The following is a 26,291-nucleotide window of genomic DNA, read 5'->3' on the forward strand; positions in this document are numbered from 1 at the left end:
CAACGCTTATTTTATTTCTAAAATTCGCATTGCTTTTCAACTAACCAACCACTTAAAAGACTATTATATTAATATTTTGTTACACAATATTTTAAAATTCTTCTGCTACAAAGCTTGCTTCATTTCTAAATACTAGATTGTTATCAAAAGCATCTAGTAGTATAATGCTATCAGTTGTGATTTTTCCTGATAAAATTTCTTTGCTTAGCGCATTTAATACTTCTTTTTGAATCACTCTTTTTACAGGTCTTGCACCATATTCTGGATTATAACCTTTCTCTGCTAAATAGGCCATTGCTTCTGTCGTTGCGTCAAATGTTATGCCTTGTTTTGCAATCATTTTTTGAACACCTTTTAATTGTAACCCAACAATGGCTGAGATATCTTTTTTTGTTAAAGGGGTAAACATAATCGTATCATCAATTCGATTTAAGAATTCGGGTCTGACACTTTGTTTCAGTAATCCTAAGACATCAACTTTAGCTGCTTCCATAGCAGAATCAATATCTTTTGTTGCTTGAAAACGCTCTTGAATGATATGGCTTCCCATATTTGAAGTCATAATAATGATTGTATTTTTAAAATCGGCAACACGACCTTTGTTATCTGTTAATCGACCTTCATCTAATACCTGCAATAAAATATTGAATGTATCTGGATGTGCTTTTTCAATTTCATCTAATAATACTACTGAATAGGGTTTACGTCTCACAGCTTCAGTTAATTGTCCACCTTCATCATAACCAACATAACCTGGAGGCGCACCGACTAAGCGACTCACACTATGACGTTCTTGATATTCACTCATATCAATTCGAGTCATCGCATTTTCATCGTCAAATAAATATTCAGCAAGAGCTTTAGCTAATTCTGTTTTTCCTACACCAGGTGTTCCTAGGAAAAGAAAAGTACCTACTGGTTTTTGTGGATTTTGTAAACCTGCTCTTGAGCGTCTTACAGCATCACTAACAGCAACGATTGCTTCTTCTTGTCCTACAACTCTTTTATGTAACTCATCTTCTAGTTTTAAGAGTTTATCACGTTCACTTTGCAACATTTTAGTTACAGGGATTCCAGTCCATTTTGCTACAACTTCCGCAATATCATCATAAGTAACTTCCTCTTTAATTAAAGAACTTTCATTTTGATTTTCTTGCAATTCTTTTTGAAGAGCTTCTAATTGCTCTTGAGCTTGTTTAATTTTTCCGTAGCGTATTTCTGCTACTTTTCCATAGTCGCCTTCGCGTTCAGCACGTTCAGCTTCTAATTTATAGTCTTCAATATTAGATTTTGCATTTTGAATATTATCAACCACTTCTTTTTCACTCTTCCACTTGGCATTAAGCTCATTACGTTCTTCTTTAAGATTTGCTAAATCTGCTCGAAGTGTTTTAAGTTTTACTTCATCTTTCTCACGCTTGATGGCTTCAATTTCAATCTCAATTTGCATGATTTTTCTATCTAAAACATCTAACTCTTCAGGCTTAGAATTAATTTCCATTCGAAGTTTAGAAGCTGCCTCATCCATAAGATCAATCGCTTTATCCGGAAGAAAACGATTAGTAATATAACGTTCAGATAATTCAACTGCACCAATAATAGCATCATCTTTTATACGAACTTTGTGATGTGTCTCATATTTTTCTTTGATTCCTCGCAATATTGAAATAGCGCTTTCAGTATCAGGTTCATTGACCATAACCTTTTGGAAACGACGTTCGAGAGCTTTATCTTTTTCGAAATATTTTTGGTACTCATCAAGAGTCGTGGCACCAATAGCTCGAAGTTCACCTCTAGCGAGAGCAGGTTTTAAAATATTCGCAGCATCCATAGCACCTTGTCCACCACCAGCACCTACTAATGTATGAATCTCGTCTATAAACAAAACAATATCACCTTCACTTGTGGTAACTTCTTTGATTACAGCCTTAAGTCGTTCTTCAAATTCACCTTTAAATTTTGCACCAGCTATTAAGGCTCCCATATCTAAAGCATAGATTTGTTTATCGATTAAATTTTCTGGAATATCTCCATCAATAATTCGATGAGCTAAGCCTTCTGCAATTGCAGTTTTACCAGTTCCAGGTTCACCTACCAAAATCGGGTTGTTTTTTGTACGTCTAGATAAGATTTGTAAAATTCGTCTAATCTCTTCATCACGACCAATGACAGGATCAAGCTTTCCATCTTTAGCCAACTGATTTAAATTTTTAGCATATTTATTTAGTGAATTATAGGTATCTTCTTGACTTTGAGAAGTCACTCGATCGCCTTTACGTAATTCTTCAATGGCACTTTTTAAGGCTTTTTCAGTGACACCTTGATCTTTAAGCATTTGTGCAATTTTGCTCTTTGATTTAAAAATTGCAAGAATTAAATGTTCAACAGACACATAATCGTCATTCATCTTCTTTGCAATAATTGACGCTTCATTGAGTGTTGTTCCTACATCTCTTGAAAGCATAATGTCTGCTCCAGATACTTTAGAAAAACTCTCCAATTGCTTATCTAAGGCTAATTTTAAAACATCAATATTAACGTTAAGCTTTTTTAGTATGAATGGCAAAACGTTTTCGTCAACTTCAAAAATGGCTTTAAAAATGTGTTCATTTTCAATTTGCTGATGTCCCAAGCTTTGAGCAAGCTGTTGTGCTTGCTGGATTGCCTCTTGAGATTTTATAGTATAATTATTAAAGTTCATATGTATGATTTAATTTTATTATTAGTAATTTCGATAGTGATAAGTCAATAATCTTACCAAATCAGTTTTGCAGAAAACTAACGACAAAATGACTGGTTTTGTGTAATATCTAATGACGTTTCGTCAGGGTGTAAGCTGTCAAATAGTTTACGACTTAACTATAAAAACAGATCATGGGATTTTTAAAAAGTATATTTGGTTCTTCTGAACCTAAGGATGAAAAAGTGTTGCCTTGGCAAGCTTTAAATAGTATATCTCAATTAGAAGATATTAGTGAGCGTTCTAAAACTAAAACTCAAGTTGTTTTTAAGCACTCAACACGCTGTGGAATAAGTAGTATGGTTATGAATCAGTTTGTGAGTATGTATGATTTAGATGCTAATATAGATTTGTATTATTTGGATTTATTAAGTCATCGTGATGTCTCTAATGAAGTAGGTTATAAATTTCAAGTGATGCATCAATCACCTCAATTGCTCATTATAAAAAATGGAGTTACTGTGGCTTATGCATCTCATGGAGCTATTAATGAAGTAGATTTAGTAAAGTTTGCTTAATGCGTTATGATTCATATACGATTTGTATAGTTTGGTATACTTATTTTATTACAGTATTTTTAATCTTTAAGTACACTATAACCATCTCTACCTTTAATTTAATAAACTTTAGTTATAATTAATTAAGCTATTAATTATTATGACAATACCTAATTTGATTCGTAAGCAGTTAGATTGTTTGTGTTTTCTTTTTATAAATTTTGTTCAGGCATAAGAGGAAGATTATAGTGATTTGGCATCTAATTATAATAGAGGTCTTTTAGCGCTAGATTCGACTGATTTTGAAGCTGCTAAACTTGCTTTTATTGAGGCTAAAACCATATCCGAAAACTTTTCTCCAAAATACCTTTCAGAAAAAACAAATACACTATTCAATCTAGGAAAATCCTATGTAGAATTAGAATTGAGACAAGAAGCATTTCCATTAGTGAAAACTTCGCTTGATATACTTAAACAAAACGCCAAAGATAACACACTCAATTATGCTAATAAGTCTATATATTTTGGAAATTTATGTCGTTTCATTGAGCAATATGAAGATGCAATTTTTTACTTTCAAGAAGCATTAGATGTATTTAAACAAAAAGGAAAAAATAAGAATATAGAGTTTGCTAAAAACTTAAATAGTATAGCAATGACTTACAGAGCTATTGGAGATTATACTTTAGCTGAAAAATATTTGAAATCTTCACTGAGCCTTATTGAAAACCTTTATAGTAAAACACATATTGAGTATGGTAGATGCCTTTCAGATTTATCCGCAATTTATAAGAGTCAAGGCAACTATGAAATAGCTATTACTACTGCTGAAGAGTCAATTTCTATAATTGAATCCTACTCAGGAAAAAAGAATTCTGATTATACAAATGCTGTTACAAATCTTACCCAGATATATGAAAAAACAGGTGAGTATAGCAAAGCAATCGTACTTCAAAAAGATGTAGTTGATAGTTTTAGTGATGAACAGAAGAATGACATCTATTATGCTGTTGCAATTTATACGTTATCAATTTTGTATCATAATGTTGATGAATTTAAAAAAGAAATTGCTCTACTTAAAGAAGTAGAAACGATACTAGGTGCTAAAAGTCAATTTCTTCCAAATCTTTATAATAATTTTGGACAAGCTTATGATAGAATTGGTAATTATGAGAAATCTCTGTTTTATTCAAAGAAATCTATCAATTTAACAAAACCAACAAGTACAAGTTATGGCACTAGATTGCAGAATATAGCGTATATATATAATAGACTGGGCGAAAAACAAAAAACATTAGAATTTTACAATGCTGCTAAAGATGCCATGGAAAAAACTCATGAAAAGACTCATGATGACTACGGAAAACTTATTAATAATATTGGTGATTATTACTACAGCATTGGAAATTATACTAAAGCAGAAGAGCTTTTTAAAGAAGCGTTAACTATTTTCTTAGATAGATTTGATAATAATCACCCACAGTATGGTTATCAACTCAACGATTATGCTAAAACACTCTTGAAATTAGGTCAAGAAGAAAAAGCTATTTCATTAATGCAAGAAAATATAGCTTTAGCTAAAAATAATTTAACATTTGATACTGAAGCGTTTTACAATCGTCAATTTAATCTAGCTAATGCCTATAATAACTTATTTCGTTTTGAAGAGGCTTTGCCATTACTCAAAAATGCAACAACAAATATTAAATTGAAGTTTAGTGAAGCGCATCCTGATTATGGTATGATGCTAAAAAGTTTGGGGCATACGTACATTGGTTTGAATGATTATCAAAAAGCGCTTCCTATAATGCAGACTTCAAATGAAGTATTGATTAAAGAATTGGATCAAATTTTTAAATTCAGGAGTGAAACTGAAAAAAAAGCATTTTTAAAAGTAATTTTCAAACATTTTGATGACATGCAATCTATTCCTTTCAGTAATCCAAAAATAAAAAATTCTTGGAACGAATTAAACTTAAACAACCAATTAATGCTGAAAGGGTTGTTATTAAATAATTCCAAAGATGTATTAAGTCAGCTAAGAACATTAGATGACTTAGAAGTTAAATTAAAAATAGATGATTATAGAAACAATAAACGTTTATTGGCTAAAGTGTTAAGTCAACCTATTATTGAAAGAACCGTAGATACCGATAGCCTAAAAGTACATATAAATTCAGAAGAATCTCAGCTAGTAAAGCGCTATAGTTTAGAGTTTGGAGATGTTTTAAAATTATCTAAGGATTGGAAAGATTCACGAGATAAACTAGATGATAATTCAATTGTAATAGAGTTCACAAACTTTGTGCTGTCTAATAATAATATGAAAACAGATAATATAATGTATGCTGCATACATTTACAAAAGAAATTGGAAAACTCCAAAAATCACTTATTTATTTGAAGAGCGAGAATTAAGTTCAATTTTAGAAAACACAAAACCCAATGAGCTTTATAATAGTTCACGTTTATACGATTTAATTTGGAAGCCTATTAATAAGCATGTTTCTAAAAGCGATACAATTTACTTTTCTCCTTCTGGGTTATTAAATCAAATTCAATTTTCAGCTCTCAGAAAAATTAATAAGAAGTCTTTGGGACAAATTTACCCTATAGTACAATTAAGTAGTTCGGCAATCCTTGCTAAAGAAATTACAGAACCAAAATCTGATTTTACATTATTTATAGGTGGTATTGATTATGATGTTGAACTAAATGATAATGATAGTGTAACTAAAATGACCAGTAACTATAAATTTTTAAATTCTGAAGCATTGATAAGCACAAAAGCAACAAGAAGTAGAGGTGAGAGCTGGACACATTTAAAAGGAGCGTTAGGTGAAGTCAATACGTTACATGATTTATTTTTAACAAATAACAAATCGAGTAAAGTTCTATCTGGAAAACAGGCTACGGAAGCTAATTTTAAATCGATTAGTGGTCATAGTCCTAACATTATTCACATAGCAACACACGGCTTTTTTTATGAGAATTTAAATCTTGAAGATATCAATGAATATAATTTAAGTACCGAAGATCAATACCGATTGTCAGAAGATCCTTTATTACGTTCAGGACTTATTTTAGCTGGAGCAAACTATACATGGAAACATGGTAGTAATCCGAACACAAAAGAAGATGGGATTTTAACAGCTATGGAAATTTCAAATATGGATTTATCTAACACAGATATGGTTGTCTTGAGCGCATGTGAAACAGGACTAGGAGATATTGATAGTAGTGAAGGTGTGTATGGGTTGCAACGCGCCTTTAAAATGGCTGGAGTTGATATTATTGTAATGAGTTTGTGGCAAGTGCCTGATTCAGAAACAGCTGAGTTCATGAGCTTGTTTTATAAAAGCTGGATTAAAGATAAACAAGTGAGAAAAGCGTTTTCTTTTGCACAACGAACTATGCAAGAAAAATATTATAATGAACCATTAAAATGGGCAGCTTTTGTATTATTTGAGTAGAGAACTTAAGTCTTGTTCGCATATTTTTAAAATTCAAGTATTATCATTTGAAAGATATTTCCTTTGAAAACAAAGCTAGTTTTAATATATTTAAATATCTTTTTATAGAATCATTGATTTTTATGATTCAATTTTAATAGCACGAGCCCCATTTTACTAAAATACTTAATCATGTATGGACTAAAACCAACCAACATGATAAAACGTGCAATGTATTATATGTCTTTGACTATAATTTCAAAAAACAGTAATTACTTTTTTCTTTTTTCCATTTTTCTGATAAGCTTTAATTTAAGCGCTCAATTAACGTCGATACCCGATGAGGAATTTGAGTTGTTTCTTGTTACAGAAAATATAGATAGTGATGGACAGGTAAATGGTCAAGTATTAACTAGTGATATATCGTTAATTCCTAGTTTGGATATTTCAGGATATGATATATCTGATTTTACAGGACTCGAGGATTTTAATTCACTGACTAACTTTCAATTGATAGATAATCAGGTCGTTATTAATACCATAGATTTTAATTCTAATTCACTATTAACCGTTATAAGAATTATTGATACTCCATTGCTTTCTGCTATTGATATAGCATCCAATATTGCATTAAGTGATTTAACTATAGGAACGTTTGGTACCGAATTTGATTCAATTGATTTAACAAATAACATTAATATCAATGCTTTAAGTTTAAGTAACAATAATTTGTCTGAATTAGATTTGTCAGGCAATTCAAATATTACAAGTCTTTTTATTAATGATAACCCAATTTCTGAGTTAGATGTATCAAATTTATTAGGATTAACTGTGCTTCAATGTAGTAATTCAAATATTGGTAGTTTAGATATCTCAAATAACCCTGTTTTAGAATTTTTGTTTTGTTCTAATGCAGATTTAACTCAGGTGAATCTCAATAACAATGCAAATTCAACATTATCTAATGTTTCACTGTTCGGTAATCCAAATCTAGAGTTTATTTATGTCGATAATGCTACCACAGCTCAGAATAACACAAACTGGATTAAGGATAGCACAGCCACCTATATTGATAGTTCTACAACAACTATCCTTTTAACTCAATCAGCTAGTAATTTGTTTCTTATTTACGATGGACAAGGTAATCAGGTAGAATTGAATAGTTGGTTAAATAATAATGGAGGAGCGACTGTTTCTTCACTTACAGATGTAACCTGGACGTATGCAATTATAAATCAACAATTATCAGATGATACTTTATCATTTTTGATCGGTTTTACTGCTGAAGATTTTTTTGGTAATACCGCTTTTTCATCAGTTACTATTTTCTACGACGGATTTGCAGTTGCAGGAGAAAGTACAGGCACTAATGGTGTATTATGCGAAATTGAGAATTACGATTTGGGAGACATCACAGGTCTGAATCCTCATGATGAAAAATTTGATAATTCAAGTTTTGATGTTTCACAAGAAGGCATAGATCCTGAATTTAGTCCTGCGGTTGATAATATTGAGGGATTGTTTGTAGATTTTCCTGATACAGGAGCAGGTAAATTTTTCTACACATTTAAAGTTAATATCATAACAAGCTTTAGTATTGGAACCTTAGAACCTGTAACCATAGAATCGGATGCATTTTTAACCGTTAACGATGTAACAATTTCGTTTAAAGCTGGTCCAAATATTACAATAGCTGTATGTGATTTTAATACCATAACATTTGATGATTTATATAGTCAGCTAGAATTAATTGATGATACTGAGGATCCTACTTTTAACCCAGACGATTTTTGGTTTAATGTTGGTGATGATCCTTTAACGGCAAGCCCCTTAACCGAAATAACAGGTCCAGGTGACTATAAATTTAATGCTAGGGGATTTTTACCAGAATGTGGTGCTGAGGATACTATTGTAACACTTGTTTCAGAAACTTTTGAAACCTACACTATTTCTGATCCTTTATTTGAAGCATATTTAATAGATAGAGAAATTGATAATGATCAACAATTAAATGGTGAGATACAAACTTGTGATATAGCTAGCATAGAAAGTTTATTTATTTCTGATTATGCTATTTCGAATTTTTCAGGATTGGAGAACTTTGTTGGTCTAAAGAATTTTACAATGTTTAACAATGCAACACCTAATTTTTTTACTATTGATTTCTCAGGAAATGTTTTACTTGAAGGAATTGGAGTTTTTAATTCCCCTCGACTTTTTGATGTTAATGTTTCACAAAATACAGCGTTAACCAATATCACTATTCAAACAAATAGCAGTAGCTTTGATGGTGTAGATTTTTCACAAAATATAAACTTGATTAATCTAAATTTGTCTGGTAATATTGGATTAGCAAATCTTCAAATGCCAAATAGTGTATTTTTAGAGTTCATTGATCTTAGTGATACTAGTATTTCCTCACTCAGCACAACAAATTATATTAATTTACAAGGTTTAGATATTGAAAATTGTAGTAACGTTGTAAGTCTTAATTTACTAAATAATAATCAACTAGAATTTTTAGATATATCCTCTACATCGATAAGCGATATAAATTTATCATCGCTTATACAACTAAACCAATTGGAAGCTATTGATACAGATATTTCAGTTTTAGATGTTTCAGCTAATCCATTATTTATATTAAATGCGTTTGATAATCCATTATTAGAAATTATTAATCTTAAAAATGGAGTTAATACACAAATGTTTCAAGTAAGCTTGAATAATAATCCAAATTTGACATGTATACTTGTTGATTCTTCGGTTTATTCTGAGTCAGCTACTAACTGGTTTATTGATTTGACCGCTTCTTACACAGATAACTCAATCTGTAGTAAAGATGCAACTGATGAACTTGTCTTTTTCGATGGTATAGGGAACGAAAATGATATCCTAGAATGGCTAAATAATAATGGTAAAGCTGTAGTTTATAGTCCTGAGGAACTTGTTTGGGGATATACATTTAACATTGATCAAATAGGAAATCTTATTCAATATAATACAATGTTTAATGCAGTAGGAAGTTCGTTGAGTTATGATACTAATGCTACATTTGTAATAAATGCAGCCAATTTTAATGCAGGTGATGATTTTCAACCTATTGACCCAAATGTAGCAAATGGCGTTGAAGCTGATGGCAGTTTATGTGGGAATGACACATTTGATTTAAGTGTTTATGCAGGTGAAGGTACTGATTTTAGTAGTATTATTTACGACAATACAGTTTTTGAATACCAGCAAGTTGGTGGACCTTCAGGAGTTTCTTTTACTGGTTCTGCTGTTGATTTCCCAGACACTGGCGCAGGTAAATTTGCCTATTCATATATGTTATCTGTTAGAAGAGAAGTTCAGTTTTTTGGTAGTGCTGAACCAATAGTTTTGCAGGATCAAGCTGATATTTGGCATTGGTTAACTATACCATTTGGTCCAGGAGAAGATAAAGTGCTTACTGTATGTGAAGGAGCAGATGTGTCATTATCAGATTTGTATAATCAATTTATTATTGTGGACGGAACAAATGATTCTGAATTTAATCCTGATGAATATTGGTTTGATTCTAATAATATATCGATTTCAGATTATACTGGACCAGGTGTTTATCTTTTTAATGCCGAGGACTTCTTACCAGAATGTGGTGGTATTTCAGCTACTGTTACAGTAACAGAACAAATACCTTTAAATCCAGGAACCAATGGAGATTTAGAAATTCCAGTTGGACAAACTGTTAGTGAAATGCAATTGTTTGACGCTTTGCAAGGCACTCCAGATGCTGGTGGTTTTTGGACACCAGCACTTGCTGGACCTGGTACTTATACATACACACACGATAATGGAGTTTGCGATTCGACTTCAGCTGAAGTTATAGTTACCGAAGATACACTATCGATACATGCTGAAGATGCATTGAATACTATTAAGTTGTATCCAAATCCTTCATCAGATTATATGTACTTAACCGGAAATTTAAATACTATAACTAGTATTGATATTATATCTATATCAGGTCAGTTGATAAAACACATTGAAAGTGAATTTGATACGATAAACATTCAAGAATTAGAATCTGCTATATATTTTGTTATAATAAAATCAGATAAAGGTTTAAAAACAGTAAGACTTATTAAAGAATAATATTAAAAACAAAGTTTGAAGTCTTGACAAATAGCGTCTTGAATTTCTGAATTTGTTAAGCCCATTCTTTTTAAGTCGGTACTAATTAATGAGATGTTCTTTTTAATATCCTTAAATTCATCATTCGTCATGATATGAAATGTATAAAAAGGAATTTTATTCATATTTGGAAACTTGGTTTCGGTTATAGCCCATTCATAGCTTTGTCCTTGTTTAAGAATGGTTCCGTCAATCATTAAAGAGATGGTATTTACGGGAGTTCCGATTTTAACAATCTCTTTAGTATCTGCATTTCTGACTATAATGTAATAGTCTTTTTCTTTGTTTGGAATACGATCCCATTCAAAACGAATTTCATTATTATAAATATTAGTGCTATCCGCAGGATAACGCATTAAAATAATATCATCGCCTCTGTAAACTACACCGCTTTTATCTCGTCTCAATACATCGGTATTTGTAAATTCTTTCCATACGTAAGAAAAATATGTCTTAGCAAAAGAAGAATTGGTTGTTATTGGTTTTAAATCAAGTAATTCTTTGTGAGAAAAAGTTCCTGTTTGAATTAATTCAAAAACATCTCCCGAATCATTTACCATAAATACTACATCGTCTCGATGCATGATTAGTTTTGTTTTTTTGTCCAATAAAGTTCCTTTTTTTACAACTTTTAGAGAATCATTGACTTCAATATTTGGTGTGCCTTCATACTTGTAAACAAATAACTTGTTTTTTTTAGCAAAACAGAATTGACCTGTTAACATTAAAACCACTAGCAAACTAAAGGCTTTGTTTATTTTAAATATGTTTTCCATTTTCTTTTGGTATTTATGTAACGCGTTAAATGTTTGTAATATTTGAAATAACTTCCAGCAATTATAACTCCAATAATGATTGGAAATGGACTAAGAATAATATCATTTTTATATAGCCAAATGACTAACGCAAAAAGAGTAATCGCAAAAATGAGTTGGAATGTCTGTTTTCTTGTACGATAACTTATTTTGTATTTTTTGTTCCATTTCATGTAAAGTATAGTTGAAAAATACATACAAATAAATGTGATGATACTTACCCAAATCAATGATACTTGATGCTTCAAGTCATTTTTTATAAGCATATTAACAATGTTTGCATGAAGAACAGAGCCAAACATATCTGAATCGCTTTTACCTGTTGGAGAAGGGTTTAATGGTGTGAAAAACTTGTCTTGAATGTCATAAGGACTTCCTGTAGGAGTGCCAATGTATCCCACAATGACGATTTTATCTTTAAGAAATGGTTTATTTTCATTTAAAATAAAATCATCCAGACTTAAATTAAGAAAAGCTTCATAATTTCCTGTATACTTAATAGTTTGTAGTTTTGTTAATTTTTCATCAAACTCATATTTTTTCCATTTCTTTTTACTTAAATAGGCTTTAGCAATTAATGTTGCAAAAGAAAATTCCTGATTGTTATTTAATAGTTTTTTTCCTATAAATTCTCTTACTACTGCAGTATTATCTTTGAAATTATACTCCGCAAAGCCTGAATTATTTTTCGTTTTAAAAAATGAATCGTTATAAATAAAATTACTATTTGAGGCTTCAAATGCTGTAATGATTTTTTTATTTTGAAGTAATTTTGCTAAAAAAGTATCAACTTTAGTTTTTTCCGGTCGTTCTTCTAAAATGATATCAAACCCAACGACTTTTGGGTCTTCCTTTAAAATAGCATCTAGTAAATTTGCAATTACTTCTCTATCATGATTTTCAATATTTACAAGAATGATATCACTATTAACTTTATCTGTATTGTTAAATTTTTCAGAATAATAAATATCTAAAAAACTAAAATCAGAAAATGCTTTGTGAAAAGGGTTAAAAAAGCGAATATTAAGAAATGCAATAGAAAGAACTAATAATAAAATACAAGAAAGAATAGTAGAGAAAAATGCATCTCTTATTAAAAGTTTTGTCTTTTTTTTCATGGGTTGGTTATGTCAATGGAATATACACATTAATATTCTAAAGTACAATAACTTAAATAGGCTAGATGAGATGGTTTATTTATTTGTTTGTAACTAATAATGATTAAATGTTACATAAAAATTTGAAAACTCCATGACTATTTAATCATGGAGTTTTGTTTTAATATCAACTTTGTCTTATTCTATAAGCGCTAATTACATCTTTAAGTCTTATTTTTAAATCTTCTCCAGTATCATAAACCATTTGAGCGTCTGATGGAAAATATAATGGTCTGTTTCTAATTAAATCTCGTTCTCTTTTGTTTAAAGCTCTTTTGTCACCTCTAAATGTTGCGTAAACATGTTCGAAAATAAATTCACTGTCGATAGGGAATACATCTAAAATTTGATTTGTTTTTAAATCTGTATATACAACATCAGCTTTTACATGGGTTGATTTAAATTGATGTGTTTCAAAATAACGTGCTCTAACATTGATAATTTTATCAATTTTAATTTTATTTCCTAAGCTGTCAGTTACAAAATTTCCTTCAATGTCTTTTTTAAATTCCCAACCATCAACTATTCGCTTTTGTTTCAGCTCTTGTTGCGTGCTTACTTGTTCAGGAGATACATTAATTTGTTTTAGTTGTAATTGCATTGCGTAATCATAATCTATGTCCTGAGCAATACTAGAATGATATTCTGTCCAAAATTTATTGAGCCCATAGGTATTGAAATTTAGTAAATCTGCCTCAAGTTGCTGTGGGATAATTTCATACGAATGATTTTCAATAGACACCATCACATAGTCTTTCCCCTTTTGTATTGCTTCAGTTATTAAAGATCTGGTCTCCTCAAAATTTGGATTGATTTGTTCTATGTAATTAAAAATGCCATAGGCTTCTCTCGCGTCATACTTGTTTTTAGAATCTAAAAGTGCAATACCTTCATCAATGAGGTATTCTGAAGTTTTATATCTGTAATCTACAATTTCAGAAGAATAATCATTGAAGTCAAGCTCCAAGTTCTTTCCGTTAATTTGTAAAGGGAGTACACGCTTTATTGCATTCTGTCTTGCATCTAAGTCTAAATACAACTCGTATATGGTTTTAAATTGTTCTGGATTCCCATCCTTTTTAAGATGATTAATATCTTGTAAATCTTCTGCTAAGACTTTGTAATACGCATCTTCAAGCATAACGATATAATCTTGCTTACGCTTCTTGTCTTTGTTTTTGTCAAGTTTTCGTAACGCATCATTGATGGCTTGATCATAATTGCCATGACTAATGGCGCTTTCAATGTGTTTTCTTCCGCTACATGATGTTAGTACCAGAAGAAGTACTGTTGTGAGTAGTAATTGCTTCATAATTCTGGATTTTAATGATTGTTTTAATATAGAATCCAAATATGATGCCAAAAGAAAACTCGAAGTATAATTATAGATACTTCGAGTTAGATGTTATTGATGTTTTATTAAAAACTATTTCTTTTTCTTCGGATTAAAAACAGGTAACAATTGGGTTTTAACTTGACCAAAACCAATTCTAACGTCATCATTTTCACAATACCCTCTCATAACTACGGTATCGTAATCGTTTATAAATTTTCGTTCTGTTCCATCTTTCATTTTTAAAGGTTTTGTGCCTTTCCAAGATAATTCTAACATAGAACCATAAGATTCTGGAGTTGGACCAGAAATCGTTCCACTTCCCATCATATCACCAGAATTTACTGGGCAACCATTAACAGTATGATGTGCTAATTGTTGTGCCATATTCCAATACATATATTTAAAGTTTGATTTACAAACTGTAGTTTCTTTACCGTCTTTTGGTATTATTCCAGCTTCTAAATGAATATCAAAACTGTGTTTTCCTTTAGTTTGTAGATATTCTAATGGTTTAGGGTTTTGTTTCGGACTTTGAACTCTAAATGGTTCTAAAGCATCAAGTGTTACAATCCATGGAGACATAGATGATGCAAAGTTTTTTCCTAAGAAAGGGCCTAATGGCACATATTCCCATTTTTGTATATCTCTTGCAGACCAGTCATTAAATACAACTAATCCGAAAATATATTCTTCTGCTTCCTCTATTGGGATAGGTTCGCCTAAATCGTTTGCATCTGTGGTGATGAATGCCATTTCTAATTCGAAATCTACTAGTTTTGAAGGACCAAAAACTGGTTTGTCAGCGCCTTCAGGCATTGTTTGTCCTTGCGGTCTATTAATAGGAATGTGAGTTGTGACTATTGAAGAACTTCTTCCATGATAACCAACTGGCATGTGAACCCAGTTTGGCAACAACGCGTTGTTTGGATCTCTAAACATAGTTCCTACGTTAGTAGCATGTTCCTTACTCGCATAAAAATCAGTATAATCTCCAACAAGAACAGGCATTTGCATTTCGATTTCGTCTAATCTAAAACAAACGATTTCTTTATGTTTTGTGTTGTTCTTTAATGTATCATTATTGGCATCAAAAATTTCAGCAATACGATTTCTAACAGCTCTCCAAGTTTTTCTACCATCAGCAATAAAGTCGTTAAGGGTATCTTGAAGAAAGATGTCATCTGTTAATGGAATCCCTTCAAAATAACCTAGTTGGTGCAGTGCTCCAAGGTCAATAGCTGTATCGCCTATTCGTGTTCCAATGGTAATGATATCCTCTCTAGTAAGGAAAACACCAAAAGGGATATTTTGAATTGGAAAATCTGAATATTTATTGACGTATAACCAAGACGTTCTATTTGGATTATTTGCTGATAAAGGCATAACTGATGTATTATTGTTTTCTATTCAAACCTACATATTTTTTTTTGTTTTAATTGCATAAATCTCTAAAAAATAGATGAAATAATTATGTTAATAACCTGCTCATAAAACATTGCGTTAAACTCAAATTTTTAAAACCTTTTCATAAGATGATTTCTTATTTTTGATAAATTTTAATTCTAATAGTAATTATGCAACGCGATTTACAAATATTTGAACTTATAGAAGCTGAAAAACAGCGACAAATTAATGGTTTAGAACTTATTGCTTCAGAAAACTTTGTCAGTGATCAAGTTATGGAAGCTGCGGGTTCTGTTTTAACAAACAAATACGCTGAAGGTTATCCAGGAAAGCGTTATTATGGTGGTTGTGAAGTTGTTGATGAGGTTGAACAAATTGCTATTGATAGAGTGAAAACCTTATTTGGTGCAGTTTGGGCTAACGTTCAACCACATTCTGGGAGTCAAGCCAATACAGCAGTATTTGCAGCTTGTTTAAAACCAGGTGATAAAATCTTAGGTTTTGATTTGTCTCATGGTGGACATCTAACTCATGGGTCTCCCGTTAATTTCTCTGGAAAATTATACAATCCAGTATTTTATGGAGTAGAAGAGGAGACTGGTGTTTTAAATTATGACAAAATACAAGAAGTTGCTACGCGTGAAAAACCACAATTAATTATTGCAGGAGCATCAGCTTATTCTCGTGACATCGATTTTAAACGTTTTCGAGAAATCGCAGATAGTGTGAATGCTTTATTGTTGGCTGATATTTCTCATCCATCTGGCTTGATTGCGAAAGGTATTTTAAATGATCCTTTACCACATTGTCATATTGTAACAACTACAACTCATAAAACGTTGCGTGGACCTCGTGGTGGATTAATAATGATGGGACAAGATTTTGAAAACCCATTTGGTCTAAAACTGAAAAACGGCAACCTTAAGAAAATGTCATCACTTCTAGATTCAGCCGTTTTTCCAGGGAATCAAGGTGGTCCTTTAGAACATATTATTGCAGCAAAAGCTATCGCTTTTGGTGAAGCGTTGTCTGATGATTTTATGCATTATATGCTTCAGGTAAAACGCAATGCAGCTGCTATGGCTGAAGCTTTTGTTAATAGAGGGTATCATATTATTTCTGGAGGAACAGATAATCATATGATGCTTATAGATTTGCGTAACAAAGATATAACTGGTAAAGCTGCTGAAGAAGCTTTAGGGAAAGCTGATATAACTGTTAATAAAAATATGGTGCCATTTGATGATAAAAGTCCGTTTGTAACTTCAGGTATTCGTGTTGGAACTGCAGCAATAACTACAAGAGGTTTGAAAGAATCTGATATGGAAGCTATTGTGGCCTTTATAGATGAGGTCATTAATAACAGTGAAAACGAAGTAAAACTTGAAACTATTGCCCAACAAGTGAATGCTATGATGAGTGATAAACCATTGTTCTCATAATATATTATTACATATAAAAAAACCTCTAAATTTAATTTTAGAGGTTTTTTTTATAAATTGTTCTAAGTGATTTTATTTAATCATCTGAAGGCACAAACTGATAAGCTCCTAAATCTGGAGGAGAGGTTCTTGATGTACCTATAATATCATTAGCTATTAAAAAAAGATCACTACCTAATCCTATTGCAGGCGAATTTTCATTCAATCTTAAATCATTTTCAAAAGGTGATTTAAAGTCTGGATTATCGTTTAAAGTGATACGTTCAAAATTAATACCATCATCAAAGTCAAACGGATTATTATTGGTATTAAAGCGAATTAAACAATCTGTGAATTTATAATCCAAATCTCCACTTGGTTCACCTGTGACATCTATTTCAACGTTATCATTTCCGTAAATAATACAATTATTGAAATTAGCCTCTTCTAAATTATTTACAACAACAGTATTGTCTTCAGTTATAAAGAAATTATTAAGCAAAACAGAAGGGAACTGTCTAAAACTAGAGTTCCAATAATTCGCTATCGTACAATGAGTGAAATTATATTTTCCACCTAAAGTTCCAGCAAAAGAAGATTGTCCAGAATTATTAATAACTAAGTTTTCTCCTAGAATGGAGGTGGCTCTAGCTAAAATTCCAAAGTTACTAGAATTGTAAATTTTTGAATTTCTGATGGTCAGTTTATCATTAGGTGCATCTTGATTGAACTCACATAAAACACCAACAGTACTATTTTTTATGGTTGCGTAATTAATTTCATTATCTACACTTCCATCAAACAAATATATGGTAGACCATTGCCCAGGAATATCTTCAAAAAGAGGCTCTAAACGATCTCCTTCAAAAATGACTTCATTTTCTAATAATTCTTGATCATCACTTAATTCGCCATTAACTTTTAATGAAGCATTGTTTGTTACTAATAATCCTGAATTAGCATGAAAATGGATACGTGCTCCAGCTTCGATTGTAAGAATATCGCCTTCGTCAACAGCTGCAAAACCATATATAACATAAGGTTTCTCGTTTGTAAATGTTAGTTCATTATCCTCAAGAAATCGACCTTGTAATGTGGTTTCATCAGGAGTACCATCACCATCTACATCAAAGCTTAAAGTTTCAATGATATTGGTCGTATTGTCTCTGTCTGGGAAAATAAAAACAGCATCTTTTATTAACGTAACAAGTTCAACCTTTTGTAGGTTGCTGCCAGAATCAAATTCTATGGCATCTGTATCTAAAAATTGTAATTCAGATAGCGGATTTACATTGGTATTGTATGTAGTTTCAACAAAAATAAAAAGACTATCATTTGCTAATAATTCTACATTTTCAAAAACTTTTCCAGCAATTCCATCAACATTTAATCTGTAGTTTGAGTTTTCACCTTGTGATAATCGTACAGTAGGAATAGAAATATCGTCATCACTTCTGTTATACACTTTAAGATTGTAGGTGCTTGATCCAATATCAGCAAAAACAGTATCTAAATAAATCGTGTCTTTTGAAAAAGCAAGGTCTCCAGTGCTAGGAGAAAAATCAAAATCTTTTCTACATGAACTCCAAAATACTAAGATGACAATGGTAAACAGGAATGATAATATTCTTTTCATAATTATTTTAATGTATACTGAGCAATAGTGAGTAATCTAATGCGCATTATGCGTTAAAAATATAACTTTTGATGTCAATTTGTAGTATAAAAACCAAAATTTAGAAGAAATCGTATAATTTAATTGTCTTTTTTTGCTTCCGCTATGATATTTTGAAATTCCTGACTACAAATCACAAGTTCTTCTAACAAATCGACTTGCTTATTTTTATCTAATAATTTTGAATCTATCTCTTGCGCATCACAATAGTCAAAAAATAACGTTTGATATTCTTTAGGGATTTTTAGATCAAAAGTTAGCAAAACATCATTGAATAAGGGGTCATTTTTAAAAAGTTTATTGAAATCTTTGTACGTAATAGGAATTATGGGTTCTTTAATTGGTTTTTTCTTTTTAAAAAGACGACCAATCATGTTTGCAATGTAAATGAAATCTATATTACCCTTAGGTTGAACACCATATTTGTATGGATGCCTTTTTATATCTTCTTTAATTTGGTTGTTAATTTGTGTTTCCATCTTTATGGAATCAAATTTCTTTTCCCGTTCATCTCTAAGAAGTACAGCATCTAATTCATTAACTGTCTTTTTTACCTCAATTATTACAATGTGTTTGAAGTCTTTAGCATTAATGACTCTTAGCTTTTTTGTGTGAAAAAGAGAGCTAACATACAAAGTGTCTTTTACTTTTGCTTCAATTTTAAAATCACCGTTATCATTGGTATATGTCATAATATTCTGAGAAATATTAACGACTAATGCACCTTTGACTGTGGTTTCTGCATCGTAAACTTTTCCATTAATTGTTTGAGACACCAAACTGATAGGTAAGCATAAAAAAATGACTAAAAAAAACTTATTCACGAGTCAAACTAAATGATTTATCTATTCAAATTAAAAAAAATTGAATGAGAATAAGTAGAAGATTATGATACTTTAACAGTTATGATCAGGAAATAAATTATTAAAAATCTACTTCTCAAATATTTCAACTTCAAATAATTTGTCCCATCGCTTTCCAGTCACAAAAATAGTTTTAGACTCAGGGTTATAAGCAATACCATTAAGCACATCTAGTCCTTGATGCTGTGTGACTAACTTTCTTAAAGGAGAAAAATCTATCACACCTTCAACTGCTCCATTATTAGGGTTTATTATAGCGACACCATTTTTTTGATAGCGATTGGCATAGATTCTATTATTAATCCATTCCATTTCATTTAGACCTACGATTTTACCTTTATTGGTGTACACTTGAATTTTAGAATCTTCAGTTAGTGTCTCTGGGTTTAATAGCCAAATATTTTCAGTTCCGTCAGATTTGTAAAGTGTTGTTCCGTCATTACAAATTCCCCAACCTTCTTTACTTTGACCATATTTGAAACTACTTGTTTTTTCAAAAGATTCAACATCATATACAAAACCAGTATTTTCTCGCCATGTGAGCTGGTAAATATTTTCATCTAATATGGTAAGTCCTTCACCAAAATATTGATTAGCTAAGCTAATATTCGTTAAAACACTGCCAGTAGTATAGTCTACTTTTCTAAGTTTAGATTCGCCATACTGACCTGTACTTTCATAGAGTTCACCATTATAAAACTCTAAACCTTGTGTATAAGATGTAATATCATGAGGATATTGGTTTACAATTTTATAGTTATAAATTTTTGGACGCTCATTATTAAGTATTGTAATTTTTGTTGAGATGTCTTTTTTTGAATCACCATAATTAATTGTTGCTGTTAACGTTTGCAGACCTAAACGTTGATTTTTTATGTCAGTAGTTTCACTTATTGAAGTGCCATTTAAATTGTAACTAATTTTAGTGATGTCAATGTTATCGGGATTGTCAATTGAAAGTTTTAGAGTTTCTCCTAATTTGACAACATTGTCTTTAACATTTGTTCGAATTGAAAAATTAATAGTATTACTTTCCGAATTTCCACAATTTATTAATAATAGGGATAAGGTTATGAGAATGAAAGGTTTAAATGCAGACATTTTTTATCAAATTTTAATGCAAGTTATTTAATAAAATTCGGTTTAAAAAATCATTGCAGAAGTATTAAAAGATTGTATCTTTGCAGTCGGCAAGTCCTACACAACTAGCTCCTGCTTAATCCTCCAGGTCGGGAACGAAGCAAAGGTACGCGGTTGTAGCAGTGTGATGTAGGTAGCTTGCCTTTTTTTGTACCCCAAACTTTCCTATTTATATTGTATTTTTAACTCTTAATAGTTTAATTTATTTATGTCTAAAGTTGTATTAATTACAGGAGGTTCTTCTGGTATTGGAAAGTCTATAGGTGAGTTTCTTTTATCTAAAGGATATGTAGTTTTTGGAACAAGTAGAAATCCTGAACGTTACGAATCATCAAAGTTTAAATTGATAACTTTAGATGTTGCAGATATTAATTCTATTCAAAAAGCCATTTATACTGTGGTTGAACAATCAGGGAGATTGGATATACTGATCAATAATGCAGGTGCCGGAATTACAGGTCCGATTGAGGAAACTCCTGATACAGAAATCAAACGAAATTTTGAAACTAATTTTTTTGGACCAATTAACGTCATAAAAACAGTTTTGCCTCAAATGCGAGAGCAAAATTCTGGTTTAATAATCAATATTACATCTATTGCTGGTTTTATGGGATTACCATATCGTGGAGTATATTCTGCAAGCAAAGGGGCTTTGGCATTAATTACGGAAGCATTTAGAATGGAAATTAGGGATTTCAATATTCAAATGACAAACTTAGCTCCAGGTGATATTGCAACTAATATTGCAGCTGGTCGATATCATGTACCAGCAATAAAAAACTCACCTTATGATCCGAAATATGGATCTGTTTTAAAAGCTATTGACCAAGATGTAGATAAAGGTAACGATCCTATGTTAATAGCAAAAGCAGTCTACAGAATTATCAAAACACCTAATCCAAAAATAAATTATAAAGCAGGTGCTTTTATGCAGAAGTTTTCAATAGTACTAAAAAGAATTCTACCAGGAAAAATCTACGAGAAATTATTACTCAATCACCATAAATTATAGCTTATGGTACATTTTTTGATGACAATAGAAAAAATCTTATCATCATGAAAAAACAATTATTCCTTCTACTTTTTTGTTCTTTTTTTATGTTCTCTGGTTGTGAGAATATTTTAGACTGTGTGGCTAATAGACGACCACAAATTCACGACGCTTCTTTTGGAGATGGTCGAATAGGAGTGTACTACTATCAAGAAGTCACTACTGAAATTAAAAATGAACCACGTGATAATGATTATGGCTATTTTTACGAAATAAACGGAAGATTACCTGATGGAATTCAGATGTTTGCAAACTACAGAACCGTTTCATTTGAAGGAACTCCTGAGGTTGCTGGAACATATACATTTACACTTTTATTATATGTCGATCCACCTTTAAATTATGATAATGATTCTGGTGAATTTGAAAATGTAATGTGCTCTGACTCGACTTCAAAGGAATTTTCAATAACCGTTAACTAGGTTTTATATACTTTCAATATTTGTTGATATGTTTTGAAAAAAAGATATCATTTAAGCTACCTTAAAGTCGTAATTTCGTGATAATAATTAATCACAAATATATTTCTTCAAATCTGAAATTTATTCAGCTTAATATGAAGAAATACTAATACATTTTTATATGAAATTTTTTATCGATACAGCAAATCTTGATCAAATTAAAGAAGCTCAGGATATGGGTATTTTAGATGGCGTTACAACAAATCCATCATTAATGGCTAAAGAAGGAATCACTGGTCATGATAATATTATGAAGCACTATGTTAATATCTGCAATATAGTAGATGGCGATGTTTCAGCAGAAGTAATTTCTACAGATTTTGATGGTATGGTTAGAGAGGGAGAGGCTTTAGCTGAACTTCACGACCAGATAGTTATCAAATTACCAATGATTAAAGACGGCATAAAAGCATGTAAATATTTTAGTGATAAAGGCATTAAAACAAATGTGACTCTAGTGTTTTCTCCCGGACAGGCATTATTAGCAGCCAAGGCTGGAGCAACTTATGTATCTCCTTTTATTGGTCGTTTAGATGATATATCAACAGATGGTTTAAATCTTATAGCTGAAATAAGAATGATTTATGATAACTATGGTTTCGATACTGAGATTCTTGCAGCTTCAGTTCGACATACAATGCATGTTATTGATTGTGCTAAACTAGGAGCAGATGTAATGACTGGACCTCTTAGCTCGATTGTTGGATTGTTAAAACATCCATTAACTGATATTGGTTTAGAAAAGTTTTTAGCAGATTATAATAAAGGAAATTAAACTGATCTAAAGGATTCATTATGCACTCTTGAGTAGTACATTATTCAAGAGTGTTTTATCTAATACTCTTAGATAAAGATGATACTTTTTTTAAACTTTCTATCATATCTTCACTGAAAAGACCAGTATTTGAGCTAATGATCTCCATTTGCTCATTTACAACAAAAACTTTATGTGAGAAAGTAATAAGATATTCTTCAATAGCCTTTGAAGGATTAGAAAACATAAATTCATTTTTTGAAGGATATTTCAAAGACCTTAATGTTTTCTTCCAATAGTGAATATCGTTATCATTAAAGTTAATCGCAATAAAATTGACCTTAGGGAATTTTTCTTTTAGTTCTTTGATTCTATAATGACTGTTCCTAGAATGCATTTTAAAGTTTGTAGACCAGCAATAAATTACTGTAGGTGAATCTATAATTGCACTTAATTTTAAATCATTACCATTAAAGTTTATTAAACCTGCATCTGGAAGTATATTCTGTGGACGTAAAGTTTCTGCCGTAATTGCTAAGTCTTTTATATAAGATTTATCTTCCGAATTGGATGTTTTTTCTAAATAATACTTAATCATATTATTCGTTTCACTATTATTTTCGGTATTTAGAATAAAGTCTTTGGTGGTGTGCTTTAATAAGTAATTTTTAATCTTTTCACTAGTTATGGTACTATCTATTAGTCTTAGTTTTTCAATGTTATAATCATAAGCCATTCTATTAAACGCTTCATGGTGACCATGGCTATAAAATTGTTTTAAAGCCATATTATTAAAATGCCAAAAAAGGAATCGATTATAAACATAGAGATCACTTAATTTTTCGTCATTAAGATTTATTTCATTTCTATAGTCATAAAATCCCTCAGGTAAATCTTTAAAATGAATTAATTTATTATTTCCATAGTAACCAAAAGGAAACATTTCATGATAGGCATAATGACTATAATCGATACTAGATTTTACAATGTTTTTAAATAAATCAGAAGTTTCTTTATTGGACATAAATTTTTCTAAATGTGCCAATTTTCGCTTTCTGAGCTTTTTCATATGTTTCATGAATACTTCTGGTTCTAAATGACTAGTATTCATAAACTCTTTATTTTCAATCTCATCATTTAAAAATGACTTGATAAGATAATTGTTCTTTTTTGCTCCTAAACCTGTGTAAACTAATGACTCATCAAAATCGTTTGTATTTAACCTAAATAATAAGCTGTCATTTGGCTCGAGTAATATGGACTGATATTCTCCACCATGTGTAAAAGAATACAATCCAGGTGTTAAATTATCAATTTTGTGAAGAAATCTATTGTTCTTATCTAGGTAAATTGTATCTCTACTACCAATTGTATTATTGATGGTTATATAGCTGTTACAAGGATTTATAATCTCACCTCCAAAATACGCAAGATCACCTTTTACAGAGCTAGAATTTTCACAGCTAAATGTAAGCAGTGTTAGTATAAACGTGTAGAAATAAAACTTCATATATATATTGTGGGTAGTTCAATATGTCAAACAAAAATAGAACTTGTCGATATTAACTCTTGTTAATTCGTTGTTAAATCTTGTAAACACTAAGTTTTTATAGATTTTTTAAAAAATAAATTACTCTAAGTTGTTTCTTTCAATGGATTGATTTTTCTACTTTTGCAAAAAATTAAAATACTATTTATGTTATCAGTTTCTAACTTATCAGTTCAATTTGGCAAACGTGTTCTTTTTGATGAAGTAAATACAACTTTCAATAATGGAAATTGTTATGGAATTATTGGAGCCAATGGAGCAGGAAAATCAACTTTTTTGAAGATTCTTGCTGGAAAACAAGAGCCAACATCAGGACGTGTTCATCTAGAACCAGGTAAACGTATGTCTGTTCTTGAGCAAAATCATAACTTATATGATGAGCATACTGTTTTAGAAACTATCATAATGGGGAATAAACCCTTATTTAAATTAAAATCTGAAATTGATGCTTTGTATGCTGATTATACTGATGAAAACGCAGAAAAGATTGGTGAACTTCAAGTACAATTTGAGGAAATGAATGGTTGGAACGCAGATAGTGATGCTGCAGCAATGCTATCTAATCTAGGAATTAAAGAAGAATATCATTATACTTTAATGAAAGATTTAGATGGTAAACAAAAAGTACGTGTCCTTTTAGCACAAGCGCTGTTTGGAAATCCTGATGTTTTAATTATGGATGAGCCAACCAATGACTTAGATTATGAAACTATTTCTTGGTTAGAAAATTTCTTAGCCAATTACGATAACTGTGTGATTGTTGTATCTCACGATAGACACTTTCTTGATGCCGTTTGTACTCATATTTCTGATATAGACTTTGGAAAGATAAATCATTATTCAGGAAACTATACATTCTGGTATGAATCATCTCAACTTGCAGCTAGACAACATGCACAGCAAAATAAAAAAGCTGAAGAAAAGAAAAAAGAATTAGAAGAATTTATTAGACGTTTCTCAGCAAATGTTGCAAAATCGAAGCAGGCAACTAGTAGAAAAAAAATGATTGAAAAATTAAATATTGCTGATATTAGACGCTCTAGTCGTCGTTATCCTGCAATAATTTTTGAACGTGATCGTGAAGCTGGTGATCAAATTCTTAATATTGATGGCTTAGCTGCTTCTATTGATGATGAAGTCTTATTTAAGAATATTGACATTAACTTGAATAAAGGTGATAAAGTTGTAGTGTATTCGAAAGATTCAAGAGCGACTACTGCGTTTTACCAAATAATAAACGGAAAGCAAGCTGCTGATGCAGGAAAACATGTATGGGGAATTACTACATCTCAATCGTACTTACCTCTAGATAATAGTGAATATTTTAGTAATAACTTAACGTTAGTAGACTGGTTACGTCAATGGGCGACAACTGAAGAAGAACGTGAAGAAGTTTATATCAGAGGTTTCTTAGGGAAAATGATTTTTAGTGGAGAAGAAGCTTTAAAAACCTCAAATGTTCTCTCTGGAGGAGAGAAAGTGCGTTGTATGTTAAGTCGTATGATGATGGTTAGAGCTAATGTGTTAATGCTTGACGAGCCAACAAACCATCTTGATTTAGAGAGTATCACAGCATTTAATAACTCCCTAAAAAACTTTAAAGGAACAGTGTTGTTTACAACACACGATCATCAGTTTGCACAGACAGTAGCGAATAGAGTAATAGAATTAACTCCAGGTGGTGTCATAGATCGATACTTAACATTTGATGAGTATATGAGTGACAAAAAAATAAAAGAGCTTAGAGATAAAATGTATTCAGTTTCTGTTTAAGCAACTAGACATCTTATAGCAAAAAAGTTGG

The 26,291-nt window shown here is 30.9% G+C and carries 17 protein-coding genes and 1 other RNA gene; 9 read left to right on the plus strand and 9 right to left on the minus strand.

The annotated features are described in order from the left end of the window. Positions 1-91: 91 nt before the first annotated feature. Positions 92-2,701: an ATP-dependent chaperone ClpB gene (gene clpB, locus AB8B90_RS10360; RefSeq protein ID WP_405336570.1), complete on the minus strand. Its 2,610-nt coding sequence runs from the start codon at positions 2,699-2,701 to the stop codon at positions 92-94. A gap of 173 nt (positions 2,702-2,874) precedes the next feature. Here clpB and ytxJ point away from each other — a divergent pair, with 173 nt between their 5' ends. From ytxJ to AB8B90_RS10375, 3 genes are all read left to right on the plus strand, one after another. Next, positions 2,875-3,258, plus strand: a complete 384-nt coding sequence (gene ytxJ, locus AB8B90_RS10365) for a bacillithiol system redox-active protein YtxJ (RefSeq protein WP_405336572.1) — start codon at positions 2,875-2,877, stop codon at positions 3,256-3,258. A gap of 232 nt (positions 3,259-3,490) precedes the next feature. Further along, positions 3,491-6,709 carry a CHAT domain-containing protein gene (locus AB8B90_RS10370; protein WP_405336574.1) on the plus strand — a complete coding sequence of 1,073 codons (3,219 nt, stop codon included), beginning with the start codon at positions 3,491-3,493 and terminating at the stop codon, positions 6,707-6,709. Positions 6,710-6,880: 171 nt separating this feature from the next. Beyond that, positions 6,881-10,822 (plus strand): T9SS type A sorting domain-containing protein, encoded by a 3,942-nt coding sequence (locus tag AB8B90_RS10375; protein ID WP_405336576.1) that lies wholly within the window; start codon positions 6,881-6,883, stop codon positions 10,820-10,822. A 2-nt stretch (positions 10,823-10,824) separates the two neighbouring features. Here AB8B90_RS10375 and AB8B90_RS10380 read toward each other — a convergent pair whose 3' ends face one another. The 4 genes from AB8B90_RS10380 to fahA form a co-directional block, all read right to left on the minus strand. Then, positions 10,825-11,637 carry a hypothetical protein gene (locus tag AB8B90_RS10380; protein ID WP_405336578.1) on the minus strand — a complete coding sequence of 271 codons (813 nt, stop codon included), beginning with the start codon at positions 11,635-11,637 and terminating at the stop codon, positions 10,825-10,827. After that, a complete protein-coding gene (locus AB8B90_RS10385) occupies positions 11,616-12,794 on the minus strand; it encodes a CHASE2 domain-containing protein (protein WP_405336580.1) in 1,179 nt (392 codons plus the stop codon). Before AB8B90_RS10385 ends, AB8B90_RS10380 begins: the two co-directional genes overlap by 22 nt. A gap of 166 nt (positions 12,795-12,960) precedes the next feature. Continuing rightward, the gene (locus AB8B90_RS10390) at positions 12,961-14,145 is read right to left on the minus strand and encodes a hypothetical protein (protein ID WP_405336582.1); all 1,185 of its coding nucleotides are present in this window, start codon (positions 14,143-14,145) and stop codon (positions 12,961-12,963) included. A gap of 114 nt (positions 14,146-14,259) precedes the next feature. Further along, positions 14,260-15,552, minus strand: coding sequence for a fumarylacetoacetase (gene fahA, locus AB8B90_RS10395; protein ID WP_405336584.1), 1,293 nt, complete (start codon positions 15,550-15,552; stop codon positions 14,260-14,262). A gap of 191 nt (positions 15,553-15,743) precedes the next feature. Between fahA and glyA the strand changes: the two genes are divergently transcribed. Next, positions 15,744-17,015, plus strand: coding sequence for a serine hydroxymethyltransferase (gene glyA / locus AB8B90_RS10400; RefSeq protein ID WP_405336586.1), 1,272 nt, complete (start codon positions 15,744-15,746; stop codon positions 17,013-17,015). A 76-nt stretch (positions 17,016-17,091) separates the two neighbouring features. On the opposite strand, the gene AB8B90_RS10405 is transcribed toward glyA, so the two are convergent. The 3 genes from AB8B90_RS10405 to AB8B90_RS10415 all read right to left on the minus strand — a co-directional run bounded on the left by AB8B90_RS10405 (position 17,092) and on the right by AB8B90_RS10415 (position 20,633). Then, complete coding sequence (locus tag AB8B90_RS10405; RefSeq protein ID WP_405336588.1) at positions 17,092-18,630, minus strand: hypothetical protein; 1,539 nt, start codon at positions 18,628-18,630, stop codon at positions 17,092-17,094. 119 nt (positions 18,631-18,749) lie between these two features. After that, a complete protein-coding gene (locus AB8B90_RS10410) occupies positions 18,750-19,493 on the minus strand; it encodes a carboxypeptidase-like regulatory domain-containing protein (protein WP_405336590.1) in 744 nt (247 codons plus the stop codon). A 108-nt stretch (positions 19,494-19,601) separates the two neighbouring features. Further along, positions 19,602-20,633: a glutaminyl-peptide cyclotransferase gene (locus tag AB8B90_RS10415; RefSeq protein WP_405336592.1), complete on the minus strand. Its 1,032-nt coding sequence runs from the start codon at positions 20,631-20,633 to the stop codon at positions 19,602-19,604. 87 nt (positions 20,634-20,720) lie between these two features. Between AB8B90_RS10415 and ffs the strand changes: the two genes are divergently transcribed. The 4 genes from ffs to fsa all read left to right on the plus strand — a co-directional run bounded on the left by ffs (position 20,721) and on the right by fsa (position 22,959). Next, an RNA gene (gene ffs / locus AB8B90_RS10420) (signal recognition particle sRNA small type) lies at positions 20,721-20,819 on the plus strand. A gap of 61 nt (positions 20,820-20,880) precedes the next feature. Next, the gene (locus AB8B90_RS10425; RefSeq protein WP_405336594.1) at positions 20,881-21,684 is read left to right on the plus strand and encodes an SDR family oxidoreductase; all 804 of its coding nucleotides are present in this window, start codon (positions 20,881-20,883) and stop codon (positions 21,682-21,684) included. 44 nt (positions 21,685-21,728) lie between these two features. Further along, positions 21,729-22,145, plus strand: coding sequence for a hypothetical protein (locus AB8B90_RS10430; protein ID WP_405336596.1), 417 nt, complete (start codon positions 21,729-21,731; stop codon positions 22,143-22,145). A gap of 160 nt (positions 22,146-22,305) precedes the next feature. Next, a complete protein-coding gene (gene fsa, locus AB8B90_RS10435; protein ID WP_405336598.1) occupies positions 22,306-22,959 on the plus strand; it encodes a fructose-6-phosphate aldolase in 654 nt (217 codons plus the stop codon). A gap of 55 nt (positions 22,960-23,014) precedes the next feature. Here the strand turns inward: fsa and AB8B90_RS10440 are convergent, their stop codons facing one another. Continuing rightward, positions 23,015-24,448: a TlpA family protein disulfide reductase gene (locus tag AB8B90_RS10440; RefSeq protein ID WP_405336600.1), complete on the minus strand. Its 1,434-nt coding sequence runs from the start codon at positions 24,446-24,448 to the stop codon at positions 23,015-23,017. A 186-nt stretch (positions 24,449-24,634) separates the two neighbouring features. Between AB8B90_RS10440 and AB8B90_RS10445 the strand changes: the two genes are divergently transcribed. Continuing rightward, entirely contained in the window at positions 24,635-26,260 is a 1,626-nt protein-coding gene (locus AB8B90_RS10445) for an ABC-F family ATP-binding cassette domain-containing protein (protein WP_405336602.1), read from the plus strand. Positions 26,261-26,291 lie beyond the last annotated feature (31 nt).

The sequence above is a fragment of the Psychroserpens sp. genome (assembly GCF_045105015.1).
Lineage (GTDB): Bacteria > Bacteroidota > Bacteroidia > Flavobacteriales > Flavobacteriaceae > Psychroserpens.